23 protein-coding genes are annotated in these 19,187 nt (G+C 61.2%); 18 read left to right on the top strand and 5 right to left on the bottom strand.

Annotated features, from left to right (window positions below):
- Positions 1–7 precede the first annotated feature (7 nt).
- Genes ACYF6X_RS19925 through ACYF6X_RS19915 form a run of 3 tightly spaced genes read right to left on the bottom strand, consistent with a single transcriptional unit; the run spans position 8 to position 2,617 of the window.
- Positions 8–538, bottom strand: coding sequence for a GNAT family N-acetyltransferase (locus ACYF6X_RS19925; protein WP_063990683.1), 531 nt, complete (start codon positions 536–538; stop codon positions 8–10).
- Entirely contained in the window at positions 535–1,953 is a 1,419-nt protein-coding gene (locus ACYF6X_RS19920) for an ATP-binding protein (RefSeq protein WP_130018200.1), read from the bottom strand. Before ACYF6X_RS19920 ends, ACYF6X_RS19925 begins: the two co-directional genes overlap by 4 nt.
- Positions 1,954–1,957: 4 nt before the next feature.
- Positions 1,958–2,617 (bottom strand): response regulator, encoded by a 660-nt coding sequence (locus tag ACYF6X_RS19915; protein ID WP_019455640.1) that lies wholly within the window; start codon positions 2,615–2,617, stop codon positions 1,958–1,960.
- 189 nt (positions 2,618–2,806) lie between these two features.
- Between ACYF6X_RS19915 and ACYF6X_RS19910 the strand changes: the two genes are divergently transcribed.
- The 12 genes from ACYF6X_RS19910 to rbsK all read left to right on the top strand — a co-directional run bounded on the left by ACYF6X_RS19910 (position 2,807) and on the right by rbsK (position 12,878).
- Positions 2,807–3,040, top strand: coding sequence for a hypothetical protein (locus ACYF6X_RS19910; protein ID WP_063990685.1), 234 nt, complete (start codon positions 2,807–2,809; stop codon positions 3,038–3,040).
- 96 nt (positions 3,041–3,136) lie between these two features.
- Positions 3,137–3,883, top strand: a complete 747-nt coding sequence (locus ACYF6X_RS19905; protein WP_130018201.1) for an SDR family oxidoreductase — start codon at positions 3,137–3,139, stop codon at positions 3,881–3,883.
- A gap of 76 nt (positions 3,884–3,959) precedes the next feature.
- Positions 3,960–4,247 (top strand): BrnT family toxin, encoded by a 288-nt coding sequence (locus tag ACYF6X_RS19900; protein ID WP_366556966.1) that lies wholly within the window; start codon positions 3,960–3,962, stop codon positions 4,245–4,247.
- Positions 4,244–4,561, top strand: coding sequence for a BrnA antitoxin family protein (locus ACYF6X_RS19895; RefSeq protein WP_063990687.1), 318 nt, complete (start codon positions 4,244–4,246; stop codon positions 4,559–4,561). Before ACYF6X_RS19900 ends, ACYF6X_RS19895 begins: the two co-directional genes overlap by 4 nt.
- A gap of 378 nt (positions 4,562–4,939) precedes the next feature.
- Positions 4,940–5,758 (top strand): DeoR/GlpR family DNA-binding transcription regulator, encoded by an 819-nt coding sequence (locus ACYF6X_RS19890; protein ID WP_107227937.1) that lies wholly within the window; start codon positions 4,940–4,942, stop codon positions 5,756–5,758.
- 47 nt (positions 5,759–5,805) lie between these two features.
- Positions 5,806–6,789 (top strand): substrate-binding domain-containing protein, encoded by a 984-nt coding sequence (locus ACYF6X_RS19885; protein ID WP_063990688.1) that lies wholly within the window; start codon positions 5,806–5,808, stop codon positions 6,787–6,789.
- A 2-nt stretch (positions 6,790–6,791) separates the two neighbouring features.
- Complete coding sequence (locus ACYF6X_RS19880) at positions 6,792–8,309, top strand: sugar ABC transporter ATP-binding protein (RefSeq protein ID WP_130018202.1); 1,518 nt, start codon at positions 6,792–6,794, stop codon at positions 8,307–8,309.
- A complete protein-coding gene (locus tag ACYF6X_RS19875) occupies positions 8,302–9,288 on the top strand; it encodes an ABC transporter permease (protein ID WP_107227935.1) in 987 nt (328 codons plus the stop codon). Before ACYF6X_RS19880 ends, ACYF6X_RS19875 begins: the two co-directional genes overlap by 8 nt.
- A gap of 10 nt (positions 9,289–9,298) precedes the next feature.
- Positions 9,299–10,333, top strand: a complete 1,035-nt coding sequence (locus ACYF6X_RS19870) for an ABC transporter permease (protein WP_063990691.1) — start codon at positions 9,299–9,301, stop codon at positions 10,331–10,333.
- Between the two features lie 31 nt (positions 10,334–10,364).
- On the top strand, positions 10,365–11,036 hold the full coding sequence (alsE, locus tag ACYF6X_RS19865) for a D-allulose 6-phosphate 3-epimerase (RefSeq protein WP_033654065.1): 672 nt from the start codon (positions 10,365–10,367) through the stop codon (positions 11,034–11,036).
- A gap of 10 nt (positions 11,037–11,046) precedes the next feature.
- Positions 11,047–11,955 (top strand): allose kinase, encoded by a 909-nt coding sequence (alsK, locus tag ACYF6X_RS19860; protein ID WP_107227934.1) that lies wholly within the window; start codon positions 11,047–11,049, stop codon positions 11,953–11,955.
- Positions 11,952–12,878 (top strand): ribokinase, encoded by a 927-nt coding sequence (rbsK, locus tag ACYF6X_RS19855; protein WP_130018203.1) that lies wholly within the window; start codon positions 11,952–11,954, stop codon positions 12,876–12,878. Before alsK ends, rbsK begins: the two co-directional genes overlap by 4 nt.
- A 32-nt stretch (positions 12,879–12,910) precedes the next feature.
- Here the strand turns inward: rbsK and ACYF6X_RS19850 are convergent, their stop codons facing one another.
- Entirely contained in the window at positions 12,911–13,519 is a 609-nt protein-coding gene (locus tag ACYF6X_RS19850; protein WP_130018204.1) for an HD domain-containing protein, read from the bottom strand.
- 183 nt (positions 13,520–13,702) lie between these two features.
- On the opposite strand from ACYF6X_RS19850, the gene trhA reads away from it, so the two are divergent.
- Together trhA and ACYF6X_RS19840 are read left to right on the top strand one after the other, a co-directional pair.
- The gene (gene trhA, locus ACYF6X_RS19845) at positions 13,703–14,377 is read left to right on the top strand and encodes a PAQR family membrane homeostasis protein TrhA (protein WP_033639467.1); all 675 of its coding nucleotides are present in this window, start codon (positions 13,703–13,705) and stop codon (positions 14,375–14,377) included.
- Between the two features lie 150 nt (positions 14,378–14,527).
- Positions 14,528–15,025: a DUF2165 family protein gene (locus ACYF6X_RS19840; protein WP_063990694.1), complete on the top strand. Its 498-nt coding sequence runs from the start codon at positions 14,528–14,530 to the stop codon at positions 15,023–15,025.
- A gap of 38 nt (positions 15,026–15,063) precedes the next feature.
- Here ACYF6X_RS19840 and ygfZ read toward each other — a convergent pair whose 3' ends face one another.
- A complete protein-coding gene (ygfZ, locus tag ACYF6X_RS19835) occupies positions 15,064–16,056 on the bottom strand; it encodes a tRNA-modifying protein YgfZ (RefSeq protein WP_130018205.1) in 993 nt (330 codons plus the stop codon).
- A 320-nt stretch (positions 16,057–16,376) separates the two neighbouring features.
- Here ygfZ and sdhE point away from each other — a divergent pair, with 320 nt between their 5' ends.
- The 4 genes from sdhE to creC are packed head-to-tail and all read left to right on the top strand — an operon-like array spanning position 16,377 to position 19,156.
- Positions 16,377–16,643 carry an FAD assembly factor SdhE gene (gene sdhE, locus ACYF6X_RS19830; RefSeq protein WP_019455657.1) on the top strand — a complete coding sequence of 89 codons (267 nt, stop codon included), beginning with the start codon at positions 16,377–16,379 and terminating at the stop codon, positions 16,641–16,643.
- Positions 16,624–17,046 carry a protein YgfX gene (locus ACYF6X_RS19825; protein ID WP_063990696.1) on the top strand — a complete coding sequence of 141 codons (423 nt, stop codon included), beginning with the start codon at positions 16,624–16,626 and terminating at the stop codon, positions 17,044–17,046. The genes sdhE and ACYF6X_RS19825 overlap by 20 nt, the downstream gene beginning before the upstream one ends.
- Entirely contained in the window at positions 17,046–17,741 is a 696-nt protein-coding gene (gene creB / locus ACYF6X_RS19820; protein ID WP_130018206.1) for a two-component system response regulator CreB, read from the top strand. The genes ACYF6X_RS19825 and creB overlap by 1 nt, the downstream gene beginning before the upstream one ends.
- The gene (creC, locus tag ACYF6X_RS19815; RefSeq protein WP_130018207.1) at positions 17,738–19,156 is read left to right on the top strand and encodes a two-component system sensor histidine kinase CreC; all 1,419 of its coding nucleotides are present in this window, start codon (positions 17,738–17,740) and stop codon (positions 19,154–19,156) included. Before creB ends, creC begins: the two co-directional genes overlap by 4 nt.
- The last annotated feature ends 31 nt before the right edge of the window (positions 19,157–19,187 follow it).

The following is a 19,187-nucleotide window of genomic DNA, read 5'->3' as shown; positions in this document are numbered from 1 at the left end:
CTTGCCGCTAGCGGCAAAGGCAGACCAGGTGAATATCCTCCGGCTCGCGGGCGAACAGCTCGGCATCCGGGCGCTCGATGAGCCGACAGCCCTGCGCCAGATAGAAGTCTACGGTGCTTTTGTTGGGGATGGAGGAAACGTACAGCCCGGCGGCGCCTTCTTGCGCCGCCTGACGCAGGCAGAGTTGAAACAGCTGCCTGCCTAAGCCCTGGCCGCGTTGGTGTGCGCTGACGTAAAAGAACAGCAGCTGGCGCAGATCCCGCTGTGGGCCGCGCGGCTCGGTGTCCAGCGCCGCCGCCGCGACGATCTCCTCGCCTTCGAACAACGCGAAGAACGTGCCGCCGCGATCGAAGCAGGCTTCGTGGATTGGCGTATAGGTGTCTCGGTCGTGCGGATCCCAACCGCGCACGTCGTAGTAGTCCGGGTAGGCGTGCAGCTTGCCGTCCTGCAGGCGATACAGGGTGTCGATGATTTCACTGCGGTCGATATCCCATAGCCGGTCAAGTTGTTGCCGTTGCAGCAGAACAGGGGGGCTCATGATCGTTGTTCACTCTCAGTCTGTGGCCGGTAACTTTCCGGTAAATCGATAATAAAACCGATGCCGCGATCGTCGAGGCCTTCGGTGACGCGCAGCTGCGCGCCGATCTTGTCGGCCAGGTTCCGGGCGATGGCCAACCCCAGACCGCTGCCGGTCTGCTGCGTGCCAGGCACGCGGTAAAAGCGTTCAAACAGGCGGGCGCGGTGCTCTTCGCTCACTCCAGGGCCGTTGTCGCGCAACGTAATATAGCAGCCGAGCGGCGCCAGCGAGCGGATATTGGCTTCGATGCGGCTGCCGGGCGGCGCGTACTTGAGTGCGTTGTCCAGCAGGTTGGTGAAGATGGCGATCAGCGCAGGACGGTCGGTGGTAATCACCACGTCCTCGCTGCCGTCGAGCGAGAGTTCCACATCCTTTTCCAGCGCATAAGGGACGTGCTGCGCGATGCATTTGCCGATCTCTGCGTAGATGTCCACCGCCTCGATTTTCAGCGGAAAATCTTCCGCCTCCAGCTTGGCCAGGTTGATCAACTGGCGAGACAGCGACGCCGCGCGATCCAGCCCCTGCTGCATGTCGCCGATGATCTCCCTGCGCTCCTGCTGCTCGCTGACCTGGGTCAGCAGGTGCAGCTGCGCCAGCACGGCGGCGATCGGCGTGCGCAGTTCGTGCGCCGCATCGGCCATAAAGCGTTTCTCGCGCTGATTGGCGGCGTCGATGCGCGCCATCAGTTTGTTGACCTCCACCACCACCGGCCGGATTTCCTGATACTGCTCGCTGACATTGATCGGCGACAGGTTGCCTGGCTGGCGATCGGAGATGGTGCGGGCGATCTGGCGCAGCGGCCGCAGGCTGAAATAGGCGGTAAACAGCAAGGTGACGATGATGGCTGCCAGAATGCCCAGCAGCGGTACGACGGTGCTCTCCGCCGGGTTGCCGAACAGCGTGGTGCGATCGTTGAACGACTCGCCGACGATTACCCGGTACTGGCGCTTTTCGCTCCAACTGCCGGCGAGATGCCAGTTGGCGCCGGCGTAATTGACGGAGCCGGACAGCACCGAAGGCGGCAGACGCAGCGGCTCTCCCTGCGTTTGCGAACTGTAAAGCACCCGGTTGTCCCGATCGTAAACCACGAACAGCGGGTGATAGTCGATTTGATCCTGCATGCCATTATTGATGGAATCAATGTACATGCCTTCAATGGTCTTGATGATGCCGAGGTAATCGATATTGTCGGTGCCGGTTTCATCGAGAATATTGGCGATGCCTGCGGCGACGATGCGTTGCTGGTTATCGAAATATTTCTCCATGTCGGGGTAATACCAATATTTCACCCAGGTGACGAGGAGCCCCCACAATAATAAAATGGCCAGCACCTGGAAAATAATGGTGCGCATAAAGAAGGATTTGAAACCGATCATTCCGCTACTCTTTCTTCAGCAAATAGCCAATGCCGCGTACGGTAATAATTCTTTCTTTACCGATCTTGCGCCGTAAATTATGCATATGCACTTCCAGCGAGTTGCTTTCCACGCTGTCGCCGTGGCCGAACAGCCGCTGTTCCAGCACCGCTTTGCGCACCACGGTGCCGGCACAGCGCATCAGTTCGTGCAGCAGGTGATACTCTTTTTTCGACAGCATCAGCAGTTCGTTATCCAGCGTCACCTGATGGTTGACCGGATCGAGATACAGCGTGCCGAGGCTCCAGGTTTGCGACGCGAAGCCCGCCATGCGGCGGTTGACCGCCTTGACGCGCGAGATGAGTTCGGGCAGCGCAAAGGGTTTGGCCAGAAAGTCGTCCGCGCCGGAATCCAGGCTGTTCACCAGGCTTTCGATGCGGTCGCGGGCGGTCAGGATGATGATGGGGATATTTTGCCCGGCGGCGCGCCAGGCGATCAGCTTTTGCAAACCGTCGCCGTCCGGCAGCGTGAGATCCAACAGCATCAGGTCGAACCCGCCGGGTGAAAGTTTATTTTCCGCGTCTGCGAGCAGGCGCACCCAGCACAAATTAAAGCCGGTGAGCTCCAATGCGCGGCACAGCGCCTTGCCTAATTGCAGGTCGTCTTCCACCAACAGTATGTTCACGTTTGTTCCGCTGAGTTCCTCGAATCGCGATTATCTAACTATAACCCTGCCGGGAAGACAACGGGGAAACTCGCTTTGCCTGCGTGTTCTTAAGCAAACCTTAATCTGGCTTTAATCTCGCGTTAAGGGAACGCGGGGGAATTTCAGTTATTTTGCTGCCATTCGATATCACAACGGAGGGAGCGAAACATGCAGACTGACGGTTCCCCGCTCGCGGGCACCTCGCGGCGGTTGATGTACGCAGGCGTGGCGACGCTGCTCGTTCTGTTGCTGTTGTCTTTTCGCGGCGATGCGCAGAGCCATAGCCACAGCGGCCTGCATGCTGCCGGTTTGCAGCGGGTTCATCAGGCGACGACGCCGGACGCCTACGGCTGCGTCAAAGCGCGCATCAAAAAGCAGCTGCGCCGCCTGGCTCAGCTTTGAAGCGCTTTTTAGGGCGCCGCTCTATACTCTGACGGGCAAACGGGGCGTCTGCACGCAGGCCGCTATGTTGACATCGCTAACCAGAGAAAAAACAGTATGACGAAAGTGGCATTGGTGACCGGCGCGAGCCGGGGGATTGGCCGTGCGGCCACGTTGTTGCTGGCCCGGCAGGGTTATGCCGTGGGCGTGAATTACCTGCGTGACGAAAGCGCCGCACGGCAGGTGGTGGCAGAGATTGAGGCGCAGGGCGGGAAGGCGCTGGCGTTGCAGGCCGACGTGGCCGATGAAGCGCAGGTGATGGCGATGTTCGCCGCGCTGGACGCCCGGCTGGGCACGCTCAGTGCGTTGGTCAACAATGCCGGCATTTTGTTCCAGCAGGCGAACATTGAGCAGTTGACCGCCGAGCGCATCAATCAGGTGCTGAGCACTAACGTGACCGGCTACTTCCTGTGTTGCCGCGAGGCGGTGAAGCGCATGGCGCTGCGCCATGGCGGGCAGGGCGGCGCTATCGTCAACGTTTCCTCCGCGGCGTCCCGGTTGGGGGCTGCCGGGGAATACGTCGATTACGCCGCCTCGAAAGGCGCCGTCGATACCCTGACCATCGGGTTATCGCGCGAGGTGGCGGCGCAGGGCATCCGCGTCAACGGCGTGCGGCCCGGATTCATCTATACCGAGATGCACGCCAGCGGCGGCGAGCCCGGCCGGGTGGATCGCGTGAAGGACAGTTTACCGATGCAGCGCGGCGGGCAGCCGCAGGAAGTGGCGGAGGCGATCGCCTGGCTGCTGTCTGACGCCGCGTCTTACGTGACCGGCACCTTTATCGAGGCCGCCGGCGGGCGTTGAACGCATGAGGGGGTTTTGACATCCCGCCGTGCGGAGTGTATTTTGATTAAATAACAATCAAAATGTAGTTACAAAAATGTATGTTTATTTTGAATGGAATCAGGATAAAAATCACAGCAACCAGCGCAAACACCGAGTCAGTTTTGAGATTGCGCAACGGGTTTTTCTGGATCCCAACCATTTGGCCGTGTTGGAGAGTCGAGGGCGGAGAAGAACGCTGGCAAACGCTCGGTATGGTCGGCTCCTGTTTGTTGCTGCTGGTGGCGCATACGACGATCGAAACGGATGTCGAAGGCGATACAGTAGAGATCGTGCGTATCATTTCAGCACGCAAGGCCGATGCCAAAGAGAGGGGAAGATATGAAGCGCAAAAATTCAGCCAAAAATCTGGCGCATAGCGTACTCCCTCCGTTGACGGAGGAGCAGAAAGCGCAAATTGCTTCGTTGAGCGCGCTGCCGGATGAGGATATCGATTATGCCGATGCCCCGGCCCTGGGTGAGGAAAAGTGGCAGGCGGCGGTGCAGGGGCGTTTTTATAAACCGATGAAAGTATCGAAAACCATCCGAATCGATGCGGATGTGTTGGCCTGGCTTCAGCGGCCAGGCAAAGGCTATCAGAAACGCCTGAACGCCGTGTTGCGTGAGGCAATGTTGAAAGAGCATGAGCACGAGGAATAAGTCGTGTCAGGCGGGTAACGGTCCGGTGAGGTTCTCACCGGATTTTTTTGCAGCTTTTCAGGTAAAGCCTACCAGCATTAGCCGCCGCTCGGCAGCGTTCGGTCAAAACCACAAAAACGGTCATTAACGGTCATGTTGCGGAACGTGGAATTGTGACCGTTTACCGTTTCTCTCCTGCCTGTCTAAGACGCACACGCATCATAACTGTCTGTTACTCCACACTTTCGTAATTATTCATTTCATTTCCTTCCCGATTTTTTTGACAACTATCACAGCGCGATCGTTGCCCGATCGCGGGGCGATGTGCTTTGCGTCTGCGCGCAAAACGCGGCGCGGCAAATCGATATCGTAATCATCGTCGTGGAGGAGAAAAGAAACATGCTGCCTGTAGAACGTCATCGCTTTATCACCGAAGTCTTGAGCCAGCGCGGCCGCGTGATGGTGCAGGAGGTGGCGCAGCTGTGCCATATCTCTATCGAGACGGCGCGGCGTGATCTGGCCTTGCTGGAACGGCGCGGCCTGCTGCTGCGCAGCCACGGCGGCGCGGTGTTCGTCGAACCGCCGGCAGTGGAAAAAACCTATGTGCCCGCCGAGATAGACCAGGGGGAATCTTTCCGCCAGCGCAGCAACGAGGCACCGGAGCAGAAAACGCGCATCGCCAAACGCGCGCTGGAATTTATCGCGCCGGGGGATTGCCTGCTGCTGGACAGCAGCTCCACCAGCTGGTTTTTGGCGCGCCAACTGCCGGATATCTCGCTGGTGGTGCTGACCAACTCGCTGCACATCATCCAGACGCTGGCCTGCAAGGCCAACGTGCGCACCATCGGCCTGGGGGGCGAGTATTCCGCCAAGTACGAGGATTTTATCGGCGTGCTGGCGGAGCAGATGCTGAAGGAGTTCGTGATCAACAAGCTGTTCTTCTCCTGCCACGGCATCTGCCAGGACGGCGGCGTCCGTGAGAGCAACGAGCACCATGCGCGGTTGAAACAGCAGATGCTGCTGGCGTCGGAGCGCAAGTTCCTGCTGGTGGACAGCAACAAGTTCGGCCGCCGCTCGTTCGCGCGCATCTGCCACTACCGGGAGATAGACACCCTGATCACCGACAGGCTCAGCGACGATGAATTTCGTCAGGAACTGGCCTGGAACAACGTCGACGTGATTGAAGTTTCACCCGCCGCGAAAAGGGCGGTGCGATAACAACAACGAAAACCCTTATTACAGCCAACACTTGTGGAGAGAGAACAATGAAAAAATCCGTACTGGTCGGTCTGTTTGCCTCGCTGCTGCTGTCGGTCTCCGCGCAGGCGGCGGACAAGCTGAAAATGGGCGTGGTGGTGAAGATCGGCGGCATTCCCTGGTTCAACGCCATGGAGGCCGGCATCAAAAGCGAAGGTGCCAAACGTGGCATCGACGCCTGGATGGTCGGGCCGACGGCGGCGGACCCGGCGCTGCAGGTGCGCGCCATCGAAGATCTGATCGCGCAGAAGGTGGACATCATCGGCGTGGTGCCGAACGACGCCCGGGTGCTGGAGCCGGTGCTCAAGCGCGCGCAGGAAGCGGGCATCAAGGTGATCGTGCACGAATCCCCCGGCCAGAAGTACGCCGACTGGGATTTTGAGCTGGTGGACGCCTCGCAGCACGGGGTCAACCACATGAAAGCGCTGGCCGCCTGCATGAAAGAGCAGGGCAAGTATGCGGTGTACGTCGGTAGCCTGACGGTGCCGCTGCACATCACCTGGTCGGACTCGGCCATCAACTACCAGAAGCAGCACTATCCGAACATGCAGCTGGTGGGCGACAAGTTCGGCGTGGGCGAATCGCTGGATGACAGCGTGCGCACCACCAACGATCTGATGGCCAAATATCCCGATCTGAAAGGCGTGCTGGCCTTTGGTTCACAGGGGCCGATTGGCGCCGGGCGCGCGGTGCTCAACCGCGGAAAAAGCAATGATATCTGCGTCATCGGGCCATTCAGCCCGGGCCAGGGCGCTTCGCTGGTCAACCGTGGCGCCATCAAGGGCGGTTATATCTGGAATCCGCTGGTGGCCGGCGAAGTGTTCGTGCGCATCGCCGACATGATGCACCAGGGAGAAAAAATCACCGATGGCATGATCATCGAAGGCATGGGCAAGGTGCAGGTGGATGCGCAGCAGCACACCCTTCTCGGCAACGCCACCGAAAGCCTGGATAAGCAAAACCTGCCGAAGCTGGTGAAGATGGGGCTGTAATCATGGCGATTTCCGGCAATACGGCAACGCAGGGCACGCCGCTGATCGCGCTGCAACAGCTGTCGATGACCTTTGGCGGGCAGCGTGCGCTAAACGCTATCTCGCTGGCGCTGATGCCGGGGGAAGTGCACTGCCTGGCCGGCACCAACGGCTGCGGAAAAAGTACGTTGATCAAGACGATCGCCGGCGTGTATCAACCGGACGACGGCAGCCGCATCACCCTCGACGGGCAAACCTTCGGCCGGCTGTCGCCGGATCAGGCGCGCGCCTTCGGCATCCAGGTGATCTATCAGGATCTGTCGCTGTTTCCCAACCTGACGGTGGCGGAAAACATCGCCTTCGAGCACAACCTGCGCGGGCTGCTGGGTTGGTACCGCCCTGCGCGGCTGCGGCGCACCGCCGAGCGCCTGCTGCAGGAACTGAGTTTCCATCTGGATCTCGATAAACGGGTGGCGGAGCTGCCGATCGCCCAGCGGCAGCAGGTGGCGATCTGCCGCGCGCTGGTGGCGGAGGCACGGTTGGTGATCATGGATGAACCGACCGCCTCGCTGACGCGCACCGAGGTCAACCAGCTGCTGCGCACGGTGGATTATCTGAAAGCGCAGGGCATCTGTGTGGTGTTCGTCAGCCATCGGCTGGACGAGGTGCTGGAGATCTCGGATCGCGTCACGGTGATCCGCGACGGCAACAAGATCGGCACCTGGCCGGCGGCGGAGATCACCGGCGATCGTCTGACCGAGCTGATGACCGGTCTGACGCTGGACTATCGCCTGAAGTCACCGAGCATGAATAAGGAGCGGGTGATGCTGGAGGCAGACCGTCTCAGCCGCGCCGGGCAGTATCAGGACGTGAGCTTCCGGCTGCATCAGGGCGAGGTGCTCGGGTTGTGCGGGCTGTTAGGCTCCGGGCGCACCGAACTGGCGCTGAGCCTGTTCGGCATGACCCGGCCGGACAGCGGTAAGCTCTACCTCGACAGCAAACCGGTGCGCTTTCGCGGCCATGAGGACGCGATCAAGGCCGGTATCGGCTACGTCTCGGAGGATCGCCTGACGCTCGGCCTGGTGCAGCAACAGTCGGTGGCGGACAACGCAGTGCTGACCATTCTCGATAAGCTGCGCGGGCGTTTTCGCCTGATTGACGACTACCGCAAGAATCGCATCGTCGCGGAATGGATCGCCAAACTTGGCGTGCGGGTGGCGGATCCGGAGCAGGCGGTTTCGACGCTGTCCGGCGGCAATCAGCAAAAGATCGTATTGGCCAAGTGGGTGCTGACCCAGCCGCGGATCCTGATCCTTGACTCGCCGACCGTCGGCGTCGACGTTGGCGCCAAGGCCAGCATCTACCAACTGATCCATCTGCTGGCGCAGGAGGGGATCGCCATTTTACTGATCTCCGACGAGGTGCCGGAGGTGTATTACAACTGCGATCGGGTGCTGCACTTCAGCGGCGGCAGCGTGATCGGCGAATACCTGCCGGGGCAGGTGAGCCAGCAACAGCTGGCGGAGGCGGTCAATGCGTAGATTCAGCCTGAAACCGCGCGGCAACGAAGGCTACCTGGCCTGGGTACTGCTGCTGACGGTCATCGTTTTTTCGCTGCTCAGCGATCGGTTTTTAACGGTGCAAAATCTGCTCGATCTTAGCGAAAGCTATGCGGTGAGCGGCATTTTCGCCCTCGGCCTGTTCGTGGTGCTGGTGACCGGCGGCATCGATATCTCCTTCGCGGCGGTGGCCTCGGTGGTGCAGTACCTGATCGCCACGCTGGCGACCCACTACGGGCTGGCCAGCCCGGCGGGCAGCATTCTGCTGGCGTTGGCGATCGGCGCCGCGCTGGGCATGGTCAACGCGCTGTTGATCTACTGCCTGCGCATCGTCTCGATCATCGTCACCATCAGCATGCAGGCGTTCTTGTTCGGCATGCTGATGTGGCTGACCAACGGCCGCAGCCTGTACGCGCTGCCGGACTGGTGGACGCTGCCGCGCAGCGTGCTGCCGTTCCAGCTGGGTGAACAGAGCTATCAGCTCGGTTTGCCGACGCTGGTGATGCTGGCGGTGGCGCTGCTGACCTGGCTGCTGCTGAACAAGACGCACCTCGGACGCCAGCTGTTTGCCGTCGGCGGCGATGCGGAGTCGGCGCGGCGCATCGGCATCCGCGTCGGCCTGTTGCACCTGTTCGCCTATGGCTATCTGGGCGTGATGGCGGCGATCGGCGGCCTGGTGCAGGTGTACCGCATGGGGGAGGTGGTGCCCAATGCGCTGGTGGGCGGTGAGCTCGACGTACTGGCGGCGGCGGTGCTGGGCGGCGCCAGCCTGAACGGCGGCAAGGGCAGCGTGATCGGCACGCTGATGGGCGTATTCCTGATCGGCGTGCTGAAAAACGGTCTCAACCTGATCGGCGTGTCCAGCTACTTCATGAACGTGGTGATCGGCCTGGTGATCGTCGCGGCGATCACCGTCACCCACTACAAGAAACGCAAAGAAACCGACGTCGGTTTCGCCTGAGGAGCGCCTGATGGGCAACTACCTGAAATTTCGTCCGGACGGCACCGCCGTCGGTCTGTTGGCGCTGCTGCTGGCGGTGGTGCTGGCCTTCAGCCTGCTGATGCCGGGGCGCTTCTTCAGCGGCGCCACCTTCACCAGCGTGGCGTTCCAGCTGCCGGAGCTGGGCCTGCTGACCCTGGCGATGTTCATCCCGATCCTCAGCGGCGGCCTGAACCTGTGCATTATCGCCAGCGCCAACCTGACCAGCCTGCTGATGGCCTGGCTGTTCATCAGCTATCTGCCGCCGGACGCCGGGCTGGGGCTGCAGGCGCTGTGGCTGGCGTTAGCGCTGGCGGCCGCGATGCTGCTGGCCGTGATGATCGGCGCGGCGACCGGCGCGCTGGTGGCCTACATCGGCGCGCATCCGATTCTGGTGACGCTGGCGACCATGACCACGGTTAACGGCATCGGCATCTACCTGACGCGCGGTGCGGCCCTGAGCGGCATGCCGGAGATCGTGCGGTTTATCGGCGCCGAGCGCGTGCTGGGCGTGCCGGTACCGCTGTGGATCTTCCTGGCGGTTGCCGTGCTGCTGGCGCTGTTCTTGCAGAAAACCCGGCTCGGCAAATGCATCTACATGAGCGGCAGCAACATCAACGCCACCCACTTCAGCGGCGTGAATACCCATCGGGTGCTGATCGCCATTTACACCCTCTCCAGCCTGCTGTGCGTGATCGCCGGGCTGGTGATGATGGCGCGCTTCAACTCGGCGCGCATGGGCTACGGCGACTCTTATCTGCTGCTGACGGTGCTGGCGATCATTTTGGGCGGCACCGATCCGTTCGGCGGTTTTGGCCGGGTCAGCGGCGTGGTCCTGGCGCTGGTGGTGCTGCAGGTGATCGCCACCGGTTTGAACCTGATGAACGTCAGCCCGCATTTCAGTCTGGCGATGTGGGGCGCGGTGCTGATCGCAGTGTTGGCGCTGAAGTTTTTCCGCCATCGCTATCGGCAGCGGCGGGCGATGCGCCGCAGTGCGGCCCAGGCCAGAGCCGCAGCGGGCCACTGATCCTTTTTCCCTTTTGCGCAGGATAACGCTAATGAAATACCAGATTTCACCTTCACTGATGTGCATGAACCTGATGGATATCCGGCAGCAGTTGGCGGTGCTGAACCGCCGCGCCGATATGCTGCATATCGACATCATGGACGGGCACTACGTGAAAAACATCACGCTGTCGCCGTTCTTTATCGAACAGATCCGCCCGCACACCTCGTTGCTGCTGGACGTGCATCTGATGGTGGAGAACCCGACCGATTTTATCGACCCGATCGCCCGCGCCGGCGCGGACTTTATCTGCCCGCATGCCGAAACCATCAACCGCGACGCGTTCCGGGTGATCAACCAGATCCGCGCGCTGGGCAAAAAAGTGGGGGTGGTGCTGAACCCGGCCACGCCGGTGGAGTTTATCCGCCACTACCTTCATCTGCTGGACAAGGTTACGGTGATGACCGTCGATCCGGGCTATGCCGGGCAGCCGTTTATCCCCGAAATGCTGGAGAAGATCCGCCAATTGCGCGATCTGAAACGCCAGCAAAACCTGAGCTATCTGATCGAGATCGACGGATCCTGCAATCAGCGCACCTACCGCGATCTGATGGGTGCCGGTGCGGAAGTCTTGATCGTCGGCAGCTCCGGGCTGTTCAACCTCGATCCGGATCTGGAGACGGCATGGGAAAAAATGCTGGATCAGATGCGGCAGGCGGCCTGAGGCGGGGGACATGATGCGGCATTTTCTTGGCGTAGACGTCGGCGGCACCAATACCCGCCTGCTGTTGATGGATGATGACGGTGAGTTTAGCGGATACCGCAAGATAGCGACCGCCGACTGGGCGCAGCAGGCCGATCCGCTGGCGGCGTTGGGCCGCCTGATCGCCGGGCATTGCGAGGATCGGCAGGTAGCGCAGGTGATGCTGGGGCTGCCGGGGATCCTCAGCCGCGACCGTTCACGGGTGCTGTCACTGCCGTTCATTCCGGCGCTGGACGCCCAGCCGGTGGCGGCGCTGTTGGCCGATGTGCTGGCGCTGCCGGTGCGGATGGATAAGGACGTCAATCACCTGCTGTGGTGGGACTTGCAGCAGCTGCCGGCGCTGCCGCAGGTGGCGGTGGGGCTGTATCTGGGCACCGGCATGGGCAACAGCCTGTGGCTGAACGGCGATTTTTACCACGGTGCGCACGGCGCCGCCGGCGAGCTGGGGCACATTCCCTGGCCGGGCCATCATGGCGAGTGCCCGTGCGGCAAACGGGGCTGCGTCGAGAGCCTGACCTCTGGCCATTGGCTGACCGGCTGGGCGCGGGTTAACGCGGCGCAAACGCCGTTCGAACGGCTGTTCGAACGCCACGGCGATCATCCGGATTTGCAGCGTTTCGTCGAACGGTTGGCGCAGACCATCGCCATCGAAATGAACGTGCTCGATCCCCAGCGGCTGATCTTGGGTGGCGGCGTGATCGCCATGAATGGTTTCCCGTTGGCGCACCTTGAGCAGGAGATCCGCCGCCATTTGCGCAGGCCGCAGCCGGCACAGGGGCTGGCGATCTCCATCAGCCGCCTGACCGATGAAACCGGCAGCAAAGGCGCCTGCCTGGCCGCCCGGCGCCACCTCCAATTGAGCAGGGAGTACCCGCAATGAAAGGCAAAGTCTGCGTGTTCGGTTCGTTCAACCTGGATATCGTCGCCGGCATGGTGCGCTTTCCGCAGCCCGGCGAATCGCTGATCGCCCGCAACAGCATGATGGGCGCGGGCGGTAAGGGGGCCAACCAGGCCACCGCTGCGCTGCGCGCCGGGGCAAGGGTGCATTATATCGGCAAGGTGGGGCGCGACGACTTCGGTACCTTCGCCCGGCGCCACCTCGCCGCCGCCGGTTTCGATGCGGTGACGCTGTTCTCGACCGGCGATTGCCCGACCGGCAATGCGCTTATCTACGTTGCCGGCGAGGAGGCGGAGAACATGATCGCCGTCGATCCCGGCGCCAACCTGACGGTCAGCGAAGACGAGGTGCGCCAGTGCCGGCCGGCAATCGCCGCGGCGGACATTCTGTTAACCCAGCTGGAGAACAATCTGCCGGCGATTGAGCAGGTGATCGCCATCGCCCGCGAGGCGCAGACGTTCATCATTCTCAACCCGGCGCCGTTTCAGCCGGTGCCGGACAGCCTGCTGGCACAGGTCGATATGCTGACGCCCAACGCCACCGAGTGTACGTTGCTGACCGGCGTGCCGGTGCGGGATGTGGCTTCGGCGCGCCAGGCGGCGCAGGTGCTGCACGCCAAGGGCATTCGCTTGCTGATCGTGACCTTGGGCACGCAGGGGGCGTTGTTCTCGGACGGGGAAAACAGCGAGCTGATCCCGGCGTTTCCAGCGCAGCCGAAAGACACCACCGGCGCGGGCGATGCGTTTAACGGCGCCCTGGCGGCGCAGTTGGCGAATCAGGTACCGTTAGCCGATGCGGTGCGCTTCGCCGCCGCCTACGCGGCGGTCTGCGTGGAGCGCGCCGGGGCGGCCGGGTCGATGCCGAGCTATGAGGAGGCGTTGGAACGCCAACGGGCGTTCGCTTGACGTTGAAGGGCTGCGGCAGCAGCCCGGTTCACTTACTTCAACCAGCCTTTGCGTTGCGCATCCCGCAGGTGTTGCTCCATGTGGTGCCACAGCTCGGGGTGCACGTCGGCGATTGATGCATTGCGCGCCAGCACCTGCTCCAGGCTGATGCCGTTCTCTACCCAGCTCTGGCCTTCATTGTGCAGGTTCATCAGCATCGGCATGGTGCGATCCAGCAGCAAGGCGAAGCGTGCATCGGCGCTTTCGCCATCTTCATATTCCTGCCATAAAGCGGTGAAATACTCGCGCTGAGCCTCCGGCAACATGCCGAACAGACGGCGCGCCGCCGCCACTTCCTGATCGTGGATCGCCGCGCGGGCCACCAGATCGTAGACCAGCACATCGCCGGCGTCGATTTCCACGATGTCATGCAGCAGCGCCATCTGGATCACGCGCTGAATGTCTACGTCATCACCGGCGTAGGGCGCCAGGCTCATGGCGGCGATGGCGAAGTGCCAACTGTGTTCGGCGGAGTTTTCCTGGCGCTGGGTACCCAGCACTTTGGTGCGGCGTTGCACGCCTTTCAACTTATCGATTTCCATCAGGAATTGGATGACCTGGGTCATTGAGCCGAAATCTAACGCGGGTACAGCGGATGACATGGTGTAAACCTCAAGGTGGGTGGGTTGAAGCCTGACGATTGTAGACCACCGGGCGGGCGATTTCGATGGTTACACGCGTTCACATTTTTATTTTAGCGTACACGTGTACACTGGAATTATTCTCAGTTAAGCTGCTTTGCGTTAATTTCGCACAAAGCAGGGCATTTTGAGGGGTTGCGCGTTATGGGGAAAACGGACGTAGTGAAAGCCGGGAGCAATAAGATTGTCGCTGCGGCTTATCCGTGGGCGGAAGAGATCGCCAACAGTATCAGCCACGGCATCGGGCTGGTGTTCGGTATCGTTGGCCTGGTGTTGCTGTTGGTGCAGGCGGTGAATACCGGCGCCGATGCGACGGCCATCACCAGTTACAGCCTGTACGGCGGCAGCATGATCCTGCTGTTTCTCGCTTCCACGCTGTACCATGCGATTCCGCATCAGAAGGCCAAGCATTGGCTGAAAAAATTTGACCACTGCGCCATTTATCTCCTGATTGCCGGGACTTACACCCCGTTTTTGCTGGTGGGGCTGGATTCGCCGCTGGCGAAGGGCCTGATGGCGGTAATCTGGGGGTTGGCGCTGCTCGGCGTGCTGTTCAAACTGGCCTTCGCCCACCGTTTTGAAGCCCTGTCGCTGGTGACCTACCTGACGATGGGCTGGCTGTCGCTGATTGTGATTTATCAGCTGGTTACGCGGCTGGAGGCCGGCGGCGTCACGCTGCTGGCGATAGGCGGGGTGGTCTATACCCTCGGCGTGATTTTCTACGCCTCCAAGCGCATTCGCTTTGGCCACGCTATCTGGCACGCCTTCGTGCTCGGCGGCAGCGCCTGCCATTTCATGGCGATCTATCTCTACGTCTAAACGTTATCGCTACGTCTGAATGCGTATTGAACAGGCGCCTCTTTTGTTTTAAAAAAGAGGCGCTTGCTTCTTTCGGGTATCCAGCAAGCCCGTTCTTTCATTTCTGAGCCCGCATACTCTTTCTCTTAACTTAGTTCAGGACTCATCACGATGATCGTTCGCTTATCCAAAGCGCTGCTGGTCTGCGCTATCGCTTTGTTCGCTTCGCTGGTGGCCTTCGGCAATATCACCGATTACGGCTCCAACTTCGCCTTCGTGCGCCACGTCTTTATGATGGACACCATTTTCCCCGACGCCACCATCGGCTACCGTTCGATACAAACACCGTGGCTGCATCACGCCGGCTATATCTTCATCATCGTGCTGGAGAGCCTGACCGCGCTGCTGTGCTGGATCGGCGGCCTGCGCCTGCTGTGCGGCCTGAAACTGCCCGCTAAAGCTTTCAACGGCCGGAAAAAGCTGGCGGTTGTGGGGCTGACGCTGGGCTTCCTCACCTGGCAAGTGGGCTTTATGTCGATTGGGGGCGAGTGGTTTGGCATGTGGATGTCGAAACAATGGAACGGCGTGCCCGATGCGTTTCGCTTCTTCGTCACCATCATTCTGGTGCTGATTTATCTGGTGCAGCGCGACGGGGAGTTGGACGAGTAACGAAGACGGCCGCAGGCAGGGCGCCTGCGGCCGATGAATTATTTCTCTTCGGCCAGCGAGTAGGGCAACGGTTTGATCGCCAACTGGCTGGCGGCATCGTCGCGCACCCGCAGCTTGCTATCGGCGTCCAAATCGTTGTTCATCACGACCTGCACCCACAGCGTGCCGTCGGCCAGTTGGCTCGACGCCAATACGGTGCCGGTACGGCGCCAGTTTTCACCCAGCTGCAGCTCCAGATCTTCCGCCGCCTGCGGGGCGCGGGCCGCCTTACCTTCCAGCCAGTAGAGCGCACGTTTGTTGGCGCCGCGGAATTTGGCGCGCGCCACCATCTCCTGACCGGTATAGCAGCCCTTGCTGAAGCTGATGCCTTCCAGCGCCTGCAGGTTGGTGGCCTGCGGGATCAGCTGTGCGCTGTTGGCGGCGTCGATAACCGGATAGCCGGCTTCGATGTCAAACGCCAGCCATTGGCCGCTGTCATTCAGTTCCGCCTGGTCATGCAGCTTGGCGATCAGCGGTTCGGCCACGGCGGGGCGGGTCACCAGCAGAAAACGTTCCGCCGGCGCGTTGAAGTGCAGAATCGTGGTCTCGCCGTCCTGCACCACCGGGTGTTCGGCGTCCGGCAGCGTGGCGAACAGGCCCGCCAGCGCGGCACGCGCCTGGAAACCGGCGACGCCCAGCAACACCGCATCGTTATCGGCGGCGATGGTGACTTTGGAGAACACCGCGTATTTTTTGATTTCTGCCAGTTGGCTGTCCAGCACGCTGCGGCGTTCCAGATAGGCGAAGCCTTCGCCACGGTGGAACAGACGCAGGTTGCTCCACATTTTGCCCTTGGCGTCGCAGTGGGCGCACAGCACGTGTTGATCGGCCGCCAGCGCGTCGATGTCCGCCGTCACCTGGCCCTGGAGATATTTCACCGTGTCCGGCCCGTTCAGCGTCACCAGCGCCCAATCTTCCAGCGAGATCAGCGTCAGGGGCAGATGGGTGGAAGCGGAGGGCTGACGGGGTGGGAATGGAATGTTATGCGCCATAGTAAGTTCCTGCTCAACGTTTAGCTTACCTGAAGGGTATTGAACCCATGGTAAAAGAGGCGGCGGGCTTTGCAAACTGTTATTCGCGCCGCGGCGCCGGGGTGCGCTTTTTTTGGCATTTTGCGCTTTATTACGTTTTCCGCAGCAAAGCGCCTTCCCGGCGTGTATGTCAAATTGTTACTCTATAGGCTTGCGGCCAGGGCACCCTTGCAGACAGATCCCCGGCTGATGGAATTATATTGCGACGGCGTTGCCATACAGTGTGTCATTTGAACTCTGCGCTGGCGCTGCCGCGCTGAAAAGAGGTGAGTCATAACAACATGGATATTAACAATAAAGCACGTATTCACTGGGCTTGCCGCCGTGGCATGCGCGAGCTGGACATCTCCATCATGCCGTTCTTCGAATACGAATACGACAGCCTGAATGACGCGGACAAGGCGTTGTTCATCCGTCTGCTGGAGTGCGACGATCCCGATTTGTTCAACTGGCTGATGAATCATGGCGCGCCGCAGGACAGCGAGCTGCAGAGAATGGTGACCCTGATCCAAACGCGAAATAAAGACCGTGGCCCAGTGGCGATGTGATATCCGCATTTCCTGGCGCACCCAGCTGTTTTCCCTGTTGACCCACGGCGTTCTGATCTTGCTGATCCTGATTTCGCCCTGGCCGGAAGGCTTTGGCCCGCTCTGGCTGGTGCTGCTGACGCTGGTGGTGTTTCAGTGCATTCGCAGCCAGAAGCGCATCGCCGCGGTGCAGGGCGAGCTGCGGCTGCTGGCGGACCGGCGTTTCAACTGGCACGGCCGCGAGTGGCGGCTGGCGAAAAAACCGTGGATGCCGGGTTATGGCATGCTGCTGACGCTGCTGCCGACGGAGGGCAAAAAACGCCGTCGGCTGTGGCTGGCTTCCGACTGCATGAGCAAAGAGGAGTGGCGCCACCTGCGGCAGCTGTTGCTGTATCCGCCGGCGGGTGACGGCGAAGAGCCCTGATGAAACCCGTACTCTGGTTGGTGGAGGATGAACCCAGCATTGCCGATACGCTGGTTTACACGCTGGAGAGCGAAGGCTTCGAGGTGCGCTGGTTCGAGCGCGCGGAACCGGCGTTGCAGGCGCTGGCGCAAGGCGCGCCCGCGCTCGCTATCCTCGATGTCGGTTTGCCGGATATCAACGGCTTTGAATTGTGTCGCCGCCTGCTGGCTCAGGTGGCCGACCTGCCGATTCTGTTTCTCACCGCCCGCAGTGATGAAGTGGATCGCCTGATCGGGCTGGAAATCGGCGCCGACGACTATGTCGCCAAGCCGTTCTCCCCTCGCGAGGTCAGCGCGCGGGTGCGCACCATTTTGCGTCGCCTGCATAAGCAGCAGCGCTTGCAACAGAGCGCGCTCTACCGTTTCGGCGCTTTCACGCTCGACGAAGACGCGGCCACCATCTCCTACCATCAGCGGCCGTTGCCGCTGACCCGTTACGAATACCTGCTGCTGAAGACGCTGCTGTTGGCGCCCGGACGGGTGTTCTCGCGGCAGCAACTGATGGAAAGCGTTTGGGCGCAGGCGGAAGAAAGCCTGGATCGCACCGTCGATACCCATATCAAAACGCTGCGCGCCAAGCTGCGAGCGGTGGAGCCCGGTGAACCGCCAATCCATACCCACCGCGGATTGGGCTATAGCGTGAGCCGCCAGCCATGAAAATTGGCCTGCGCCTGCTGCTGGGATATTTCCTGATTGTGGCGGTGGCCGGGTACTTCGTGCTGAGCATTTTCGTCCAGGAAGTGAAGCCCGGGGTGCGGCGCGCCACCGAAGGCACGCTGGTGGATACCGCCAACCTGCTGGCGCAGATCGCCCGTCAGGACATGCAGCGCGGCGATGCGGCGCATGGCCAACTGGCGCAGGCATTTACGCAGCTGAACCAGCGGCCGATCGGCGCCAATATCTCCGGCATCCGCAAGGATCGCAGCGAATACCACGTCTATCTTACCGATGCTCGGGGCAAGGTCATCTTCGATTCTGCCGGCCGCGCGCAGGGGCAGGATTATTCGCGCTGGAATGACGTTTATCGAACGCTGCGCGGCCAGTACGGCGCCCGCAGCACCCTTAGCGACCCGCAGGATGAAAACAGTTCGGTGATGTATGTGGCCGCGCCGGTGATAGAACAAGGGCGCATTATCGGCGTGCTCACCGTGGGTAAACCCAACAGCACCATGGCGCCGGTGATCAAACGCAGCGAACGGCGCATTCTGTGGGCCGGCGCATTGCTGCTGGGGATCGCGCTGCTGATCGGGGCGGTATTCGTCTGGTGGATCACCCGTTCGATAGGCCGGCTGGTGCGTTATGCCGACGGGGTGGCGCAAGGGGAAACCGCGCCGCTGCCCAAAGTGGGCGGCCGGGAATTGACGCAGCTGGCGCAGGCGTTGGAGAGCATGCGTCTGAAGCTGGAAGGCAAAGCTTATATCGAACAGTATGCACATACCCTGACGCATGAGCTGAAAAGCCCGCTGGCGGCGATCAGGGGCGCGGCGGAGCTGTTGCAGGAGCTGCCACCGCCGGAGACCGCCCGGCGTTTTCTCACCAATATCGAGCAGCAAAGCGCACGCATCCAGCAACTGGTGGACAAACTGCTGGTGCAGGCGCGGCTGGAGAGTCGGCCTGAAATGGAGACCGCGCCCCTCGCGATCGCGGCGTTGATCGACCAGACGGTGGCGGGCAAAGAGGCGCAGGCGACGCAGCGCGGCGTCAGGTTGCAGCTGGAGGCGTTGGCGGAGGTGACGCTGAACGGCGATGCGTTGCTGATCAGCCAGGCGCTGACCAACCTGCTGGACAACGCGATCGACTTTACCCCGCCGGGCGGTTGCGTCAGCGTGCGAGGCGAACGGCGGGAACAGCATTACTGCATCAGCGTCTGCGATGACGGCAGCGGCATTCCGGACTATGCGCTCGATAAGGTGTTCGAGCGCTTTTATTCGCTGCCGCGCGCCGAACGGCCGAAAAGCAGCGGGCTGGGCCTGAACTTCGTGCAGGAGGTCGCGCGTCTGCATCATGGCGGCATTCACCTGCGCAACCGCCGGCCGCACGGGGTGGAAGCGACTTTCATGTTATCGCTGTGACTTCACCTTCCCTTCACATAACCACATTCTG

It is taken from the genome of Serratia sp. ID 25-353 (assembly GCF_054792795.1).
The sequence above is the reverse complement of the archived record's forward strand: the minus strand, read 5'-3'. Positions and strand labels throughout refer to the sequence as shown.